Consider the following 7,452-nt stretch of genomic DNA (forward strand, 5'->3'; position numbering starts at 1 on the left):
TGGCACTAAGTACGTTTCCTTTTCTTTGATCGAAGGTATTCCATGTCCTGAATAATAAAAGTAAATTTCTTCATCTCCAGTTATCACTCTTTTATCTATCCAGCCATTTTTTCCGAAAACTTTATCAAACTCGCTCTTAGTTGCTTGCTCATTTAACCTAAATAGTATGTTTTCTTCCTGTATCCCCAACGCTTTTTCTGCATATTCCTTCACCATTATAGCATCTTGGTTTGCATAGCGTGTATCTGGCAATTTTTTTGAATAGTTTTCGATTCCAATTATGATTGCATATCTTTTTTTGTTTATTTTACTTATAGGTATATTTATATTTATGTTTTCTTCTATTTTAGAGGCTTTTTCATTGGCTAATAAACCCCTTCTGATTTCCCGATTATTATCTTCCAGATTATTAAATTCCCCATTGCTGTACATCTTATCTATCATGTCTTTTAGCATTTTTACAACTAACTCATTCTGCATTTTTCTTTCTGATGTAAAAAATGGCTGAAAAGGTATTAAACTTATTCCCCAAATTAACTTGTATTTTGATGTATTCTTGTATTGACCGATTCTTAACCCATCTTTATAGATATCAGTTGTAAAATCTAAACTTATATCTGCAGCTACCGAAGGAGGTATTGCTAACGTAAAAAGTGCCCACACAAACCCACCCATCGAATAATCAATGGTTTTTTTCACATTAATATCAAGGTAAATTCCATCATTTCTTCCATCATTAAAATTAGTACTATAATAAGTTTTAGCTTCTCCGATTCTAAAAATATTATCAAACACCCCTGTATTATCCAATCCATTTTCTATAATGCCATAAATATCATCTTTAAAGTAGCTATCAGGAGTATATAATAACCCTTTGTTTTCGCTGTAATATACTTCATTTACTCTTGCCCTATAAGAAATATCAATATTCTTATAAACTTTGTTAATATTTCTATCTTCTGGTTTTTGATTCACAACCATTGCACAGGATGATAATATTAATATCATCAAAACCATAGTAATATTTATCAATTTCTTTTTCATATTTTCCTCTCAATACTTTATAAGTAGCCTGTCTTTGTTTGTACTTTGCAATTGAGGATTTTGTATCCTATCCATTTTTCGTGCTTGTGATGATACATTATCAATTAAATATTGCTCCATTTCCCCTAATGTTATTATTCTATCCTTGTTTTTATCTGCTTCCTTGTTTAATCCTTTTAGGAAATAATATGTGAATAAACCATGTTGTTTTCCAGAATAACTTGAACTTATCTCATTATTTGAAGATGCAGTGAAAACATCAATATCTAAAGGTACATTAATATTTTTAACTTCAATCCTAATTGGTCTTGCATCAGCTAATAGCATTTCTTCTTCTCCCGATATCCCCGTAAAGCATGCATCTAAAATGATTGTTTTTGATTTTGCTTCTATAGCGTTGATGTTATCATATAATTCATCTATAGAATATCCTGTACTTGCATAGTTTGGATCTATGTCATGTGGTATTAAATATGCTTTACAAGTTTTACTTTCAGCTATTCCATGTCCTGCGTAGTAAATATAAATCTCAGTATTATCATTTGAGTGTTTTGCTATCCATCCTGTTTCCGAAAATGCCTTTTCAAATTCTCCTTTTGTAGCTTGCTCATCTAATCGCATATAAATATTTTCTCTTAATAATCCAAATTTCTTAATCAAATATTCACGAAAAATATCAGCATCATTTACAGCATATTTGACTGCTGGTGCAGTTCTATATTTCTCTATTCCAAATATTACAGCAATGGCATTTTCATTTGTAATTCCTGTCTTTTCTATATAATCAACATCACTAAACTCTTCTTCAATAATTATCTCATCTCTAACAACGATAATTTGTTCCTGAGCTTCGTTATCAAATATGTCTGTCGTAGTTATTATAAAATCATTTCTACCTATATTCAGCCTTACCCTCTTCTTGAATTTATCTTGTTTAAGGCTTACCTTTTCATCATTTATTGACACGCTCAGTATGCCACTCTCGTCTTCCACCCTCCCTTCAATAGTTAAAAACAATTCCTCTGTTCTGAAGATGCCATTTTCTAAATGAGGATATTCTATCTTAATTAATGGTTTCTCAACATCAGTTAGTTCAATCCTTTCCTCTCTCATCATCACATAGTCTCCGTAAGGTTTCAAATTTAAAGTATAATCATAGCCAAATTTGTCATTTAATCCCCAAAATTTAATTTCATCATAATTTCTTGGAATTATTAGTATGACTTCTTCTGTTTGATGAAAATGATTTGAGCCGTTATTATACAATCCTCTCGAAAGTATTGGTATTATTTCAATCTTCTTAAATTTATCAACTGTTACCTCATCAAATTTCCCTTCAATTTCTAATATATAATAGTCTTGAGTAACTAATACTCCTGATAAAGTTGCTATTTCAGAAAATGGACGTCCTATCCAAGTGCTCTCTTCGATATATCTTCCATTTTTGTAATCTATCTCATATTTATAATTGTGGAGTTTTATCACTCTTTTTGTAAGATATTCTTCATAACTTTTTACTGCTCCTTTTCTTTGAATATCTTCACTTACTGGAGTATATTTCTCGTTGAATTTAGTGCCATATATACCTTCCCAAATGGTTTTTATTGCACCTAAATGTAATTTATCTCCATATTCAAATGATGTTAGAACTTCATCATTCCAGTACCGTAATCTTACGATTTGCTTATCTGATTCGCTTAATTCTATAAAGCTTTCTGATTCTTCAACAGTTATCCACCATATTGCATTTAGTTGTAAAGTTATTACAAATAAAATTATAATAATGATTTTATTCATTGTTAATTTCCTTGATTTTATCATCTTCCATACCTCATAGTTCTATTTGGTTAAACTCTATCACCTGTTAACCATATTCACATATCCTAAATACCTGAAAGTAACCCATGTCCCATTTGTCCCAATCATCCCAGAAAAATCATAAATCCAACATCCTGTTTTAATTCCCAACCTGTCAACCAAAATCCTTTTTCGTCTTATCTAAGACACTTAGTTCCTCTATTATTCAAATTCCCATGCTCTCTATTTTCTTATCATTCATCCATTTTTAACATCATTCAACTATAATCTTTACCCTAAAAAAGTTTTATTACGTAACTAATTAATTTACCATAACTTATATTAATATTAGCAAGTAACGGGATTTTTTTACTTGACAGGTATTATACAACTATATATTATATCACCGTAAGCTTACAATAAAATAAGTTTATGGTATGCAGTCTGCACTGATCAGGCAGACGAGATTTTGGGGAAAACTCTTATAATGCATTACCAGAAAGGAGTCCAAATAATGAAGGCAACCTTAGTAACACCATACAGAACTGTTACTGGTCGTGACGGAGAAAAAGTCGCCTATGGTTGGAAAGACCTGGTCGTCACTTTTCTCCGCGCCTACTTTGTACCCGATAATCCGGAGGGCGAAGCTGCATTCGCCTCCAAAACAACCGCTGTCATCGATACCTGGAAAGACGCTGCCGAAGGCTTCGTCACTGACATCATCACTTATACGCTGGCCTGGAATGAAACTCAGCTTGATGGTCGCACTCAAATACCTTACAACAAGCTCAATATCTTCCTCAAAGCCTGCTTTGCAACTGCAAAAATCACTGCCTTTGATATTACCACCCTTACTGTGGATAATTTCGGTGGTGTGATTGGCGATCTGCTGGGCACAGAAGCCCCCAATGTGGGGAATCTGATAACTGCTGCCGATATGCCTGCCTGCGGTCTTGACCTGTCAACCCTGAACAGCTCTATAGAGACTGTTTAAAAAAAGGGAGGGGAGGTGTTTTCACCTCCCCTTTCCTTTACAATATGTTTCTCTATTTTTAGATAACAAATCCTGATTATTCCTTTTCATCAATCCTTTTTTGAATTTCCTCAGCTTCTCTTGTAGCTTCTTCAATTTGTGATTGTGTTAATTCTTTTCTTGCATCATCCCTGCTTTTTGATGCTTCATCAAATACTTCCCCTGTAGAATTACTACTCACTAATAGAAACCATTTAAAAGCTTCTTTAAAATCTTGTCCATTCCAATAGGAAAGACCTAAACTATATTGTGCAATAACATGTCCCTGCTCTGCCGATAATTTATACCACTTCATAGCTTCTTTGTAGTCCTGAACTCCTGCTCCCCAACTATAGCAATACCCTAAATTCCATTGTGCTGATGCATCTCCTTGCTCTGCTGCTAATCTAAACCATTTCACAGCTTCTTTTCTGTCCTGAATAACTCCATATTCCCCTAGATAGCAAACCCCTAATCTACATTGTGCAGAAGCGTTTCCCTGCTCTGCTGCTAATCTAAACCATTTCACAGCTTCTTTGAAGTCTTGTTCAACCCCTTGTCCATTATAAAAGCAGTCACCTAAACTAAATTGTCCAAATGCGTATCCTTGCTCTGCTGATAATCTATACCATTTCACAGCTTCTTTGTCGTCTTGTTCAACCCCTTGTCCATGACCATAGCAATCACCTAAACTCCTTTGTGCTGATGCGTCTCGCTGCTCTGCTGCCAATATAAACCATTTCACAGCTTCTTTATAGTCTTGCTCAACACCTTCTCCATTCCAATAGGAAAGACCTAAGCTATATTGCGCTGAAATGTCTCCTTGCTCTGCTTTTAATTTCAGTAAATCAAAATCGCTTGCCTTATCAATACAACCAGTCAAAGATAACAATAAAAATAGACTTAATATTACTTTTTTCATGTGTTACTCCATATCTTATATTTTCTTATTTTATCTCAATCTACACCTTGTTAACAATATTCGCATATCCTAAATACCAGAAGGTAACCCATCTCCCATTTGTCCCAGTCATCCCAGAAATTTCATACATCCAACAACCTGTTTTAATTCCCAACCTGTCAACCAAAAGTATTTTTTCCTCAAGAGAATGTTCATTCCTTGCCCTTTCGTAGATCAATCGTCCTTGATTGATTGGTTGGTGGTTAATAATGCAATACTAAATCGGGGACGATTAAGTTACTCTTCACCCATCACCCATCATCTAAATCTAAACATCTAGTTATCTCTCTCAAATTCCACAAACTAAAAATATCTCCTTTTTTTATTTAATCCCCTTATATCGGCTACGCCTTTATAAGGGGCTACAAATGTGGTTATGCCTTTGGCATATTTTAAATGGGCAGAAGATTAGCGGACTTAGTTCAGTGATTAAGTCTGAAAATAAATGCTTAATCTGGAAAGATTAAGCTACTATCTTGATCTTGCTTAACTGGTTGACGGAATTCTATTTGGTCATTTTTTGATATTCAATTGACAGCAGGTGATGAAGTTATAATTTTTGCTTAATAAAATTTTGGGAGAATCTAATGAGAAATATGATTTATATTATCTTACTTATCAGTATATTAGCCCTGGCTTCATGCGCTCAGAAACAACCTGATGCCAGCAGTTTCTGGCAGGATGGTTATTGCCGTCAGGAACGTGTAGTCCCGATTAATGCTGGTGATAAAATGGTGGCAGCTTTAGTAGATGGTAAATGGCAGGAATTTATGACAGTGCAATTGCCAGAGAGTTTTATTGAATGGAATAAGGGTCGGAGAATCGGCTTTCTGGAAGATATTCAGAAAGGCAGACCAGAGCTGGCAGGACCTCATAATGGAATAGTCGCAACCTGCGGTTATAAAAGATCAGATACCAGCTTCAGTTTGAATAATGCCGTGAAAGGGATGGGATTTTTACCTAAGCCAGAGAAAATGGAAGAGATGATAGCGCTCCTGGATTCTACTGTGGATGCTGATTTTCCTGTAAAGCTGGCAGTATTAACAAGTTTTTATGAGAATCTGGAAGAGAATTTTGATCTTACCAAGCAGGGTTCGCTTGAACTCTATTCTCAACCACAATTCATGACGCAGAGCTTTCTGAACCAGATGTATAATCCGGCATCTACTATAGTATATCTGGATATTCCATCATATAAGCTTAAAACTATTGCCCGGCTGATCGACCCTAATGATCCCAATCTCACTGATTATGAAAAGCAGGTTGTTACCTGGATAAATAAAATCCATGATTACTTTCATGGTCCTTTTAATACGGAATTTATTGGTGTGATCTATAACGTGATAGAAGTATTTGATAATTCACCCCGGGGCAGGGATCCCAAAACAGGTATGGGAAGACGCCTGATGCCCTTACTTCCTTAGATCATGAAGTTATTACTAAAAATATTCATAGTTTCTGTTCTGCTGTTTCTCAGCGGATGTGCTGGCAATATGTATAAGACAGATGGCGGCTATAAAAGAGAACATGGCTATTATAAAACCAATACTTCCCGCAAGCAGGCAGAAGCTGAGCAGGGAGATGAATTATGGATGGTCTGCTCCTATTATGCAGATAAATTTCACGGCAGAACTACTTCTAATGGAGAGACCTTTGACATGTACAAACTCACCTGCGCCCATAAAGAGCTGCCATTCAATACGGAACTGCGGGTTACTGATCCTGATACAGGCAAATCTGTGGATGTGAGAGTCAATGATCGAGGTCCCTTCATTGCCGGACGTGATCTTGATCTATCTTATGCAGCAGCAAAGCAGATAGGCTTGATTCCTTATGGTGTAAGAAAACTGCAGGTAGAAATTATAAAAAAACCGTAGGCTATATGATAAATAAGAATATTCACCTCTCTACTGAAGTGGAGAAGGCAAAAAGAGAAAGAAGACCCATTATTGCTCTGGAATCTACGATCATTGCTCATGGCATGCCATATCCGCAAAACCTTGAAACAGCAATGAATCTTGAGAATATCGTGCGCAGACAGGGATATTGTCCCGCAACTGTATTTTTATTGGATGGCAATATTATGATAGGTGCTGAGCAGGAGCAATTGGAATATCTGGCCCAGGCAAAAGATGTGCAAAAGGTATCCACGCGAGAAATCGCCAGCGTGCTGGTGCAAAAACAGACAGGTGCAACCACAGTGGCAGCAACCATGCATTGCAGTCATCTGGCGGGAATCAGGATATTTGCTACTGGTGGCATTGGCGGAGTGCACAGGGGAGCTGGAGAAAGCTTTGATATTTCTGCTGATCTCACTGAACTGCAGAGAACTCCCGTGATAGTAATTTCTGCTGGAGTGAAAGCAATTCTTGATCTTGGTAAGACCCTGGAATATCTGGAAACAGCGGGAGTGAATGTATTCGGCTGGCAGACAGATAGTTTTCCGGGATTTTATTCTGCTCAAACACCCTGGCAGGTTAGCCGAATAGATGATGTGCAGCAGATAAGCGCAATATATCATAAACAAATAGAACTTGGCCTTAAAAGCGGGATCCTGATCGCTAATCCAGTACCCGTGGAAGATGAAATACCGTGGTCAGAAATGGCAGTGATCATTGATCAGGCACTGGCTGAGATG

Annotated in this window: 7 protein-coding genes; 4 read left to right on the top strand and 3 right to left on the bottom strand. The window is 36.2% G+C overall.

Features of this window, described 5'->3' with window-relative positions; genetic code table 11:
* On the bottom strand, window positions 1-1,044 hold a 1,044-nt coding region (locus RAO94_06050; GenBank protein ID MDP8321894.1), incomplete at its 3' end, for a hypothetical protein.
* A gap of 9 nt (window positions 1,045-1,053) precedes the next feature.
* Window positions 1,054-2,841, bottom strand: a complete 1,788-nt coding sequence (locus tag RAO94_06055; protein MDP8321895.1) for a caspase family protein — start codon at window positions 2,839-2,841, stop codon at window positions 1,054-1,056.
* A 514-nt stretch (window positions 2,842-3,355) separates the two neighbouring features.
* On the opposite strand from RAO94_06055, the gene RAO94_06060 reads away from it, so the two are divergent.
* Window positions 3,356-3,835: a hypothetical protein gene (locus tag RAO94_06060; GenBank protein MDP8321896.1), complete on the top strand. Its 480-nt coding sequence runs from the start codon at window positions 3,356-3,358 to the stop codon at window positions 3,833-3,835.
* Window positions 3,836-3,911: 76 nt separating this feature from the next.
* Here RAO94_06060 and RAO94_06065 read toward each other — a convergent pair whose 3' ends face one another.
* Window positions 3,912-4,775, bottom strand: a complete 864-nt coding sequence (locus RAO94_06065; protein MDP8321897.1) for a tetratricopeptide repeat protein — start codon at window positions 4,773-4,775, stop codon at window positions 3,912-3,914.
* Window positions 4,776-5,401: 626 nt separating this feature from the next.
* Between RAO94_06065 and RAO94_06070 the strand changes: the two genes are divergently transcribed.
* The 3 genes from RAO94_06070 to RAO94_06080 form a co-directional block, all read left to right on the top strand.
* Window positions 5,402-6,238, top strand: coding sequence for a hypothetical protein (locus tag RAO94_06070; protein ID MDP8321898.1), 837 nt, complete (start codon window positions 5,402-5,404; stop codon window positions 6,236-6,238).
* 3 nt (window positions 6,239-6,241) lie between these two features.
* A complete protein-coding gene (locus RAO94_06075) occupies window positions 6,242-6,691 on the top strand; it encodes a septal ring lytic transglycosylase RlpA family protein (GenBank protein MDP8321899.1) in 450 nt (149 codons plus the stop codon).
* Between the two features lie 5 nt (window positions 6,692-6,696).
* A partial coding sequence (locus RAO94_06080) for a pseudouridine-5'-phosphate glycosidase (GenBank protein ID MDP8321900.1) occupies window positions 6,697-7,452 on the top strand: 756 nt, incomplete at its 3' end.

This window comes from Candidatus Stygibacter australis (assembly GCA_030765845.1).
GTDB classification, from domain to species: domain Bacteria; phylum Cloacimonadota; class Cloacimonadia; order Cloacimonadales; family TCS61; genus Stygibacter; species Stygibacter australis.

What these genes read in the sequence shown, in the direction of transcription:
- RAO94_06075 (MDP8321899.1), top strand. Translation starts at nt 6,242, where the DNA reads ATGAAGTTATTACTAAAAATATTCATAGTTTCTGTTCTGCTGTTTCTC.
- RAO94_06065 (MDP8321897.1), bottom strand. Translation starts at nt 4,775, where the DNA reads ATGAAAAAAGTAATATTAAGTCTATTTTTATTGTTATCTTTGACTGGT.
- RAO94_06060 (MDP8321896.1), top strand. Translation starts at nt 3,356, where the DNA reads ATGAAGGCAACCTTAGTAACACCATACAGAACTGTTACTGGTCGTGAC.
- RAO94_06070 (MDP8321898.1), top strand. Translation starts at nt 5,402, where the DNA reads ATGAGAAATATGATTTATATTATCTTACTTATCAGTATATTAGCCCTG.
- RAO94_06055 (MDP8321895.1), bottom strand. Translation starts at nt 2,841, where the DNA reads ATGAATAAAATCATTATTATAATTTTATTTGTAATAACTTTACAACTA.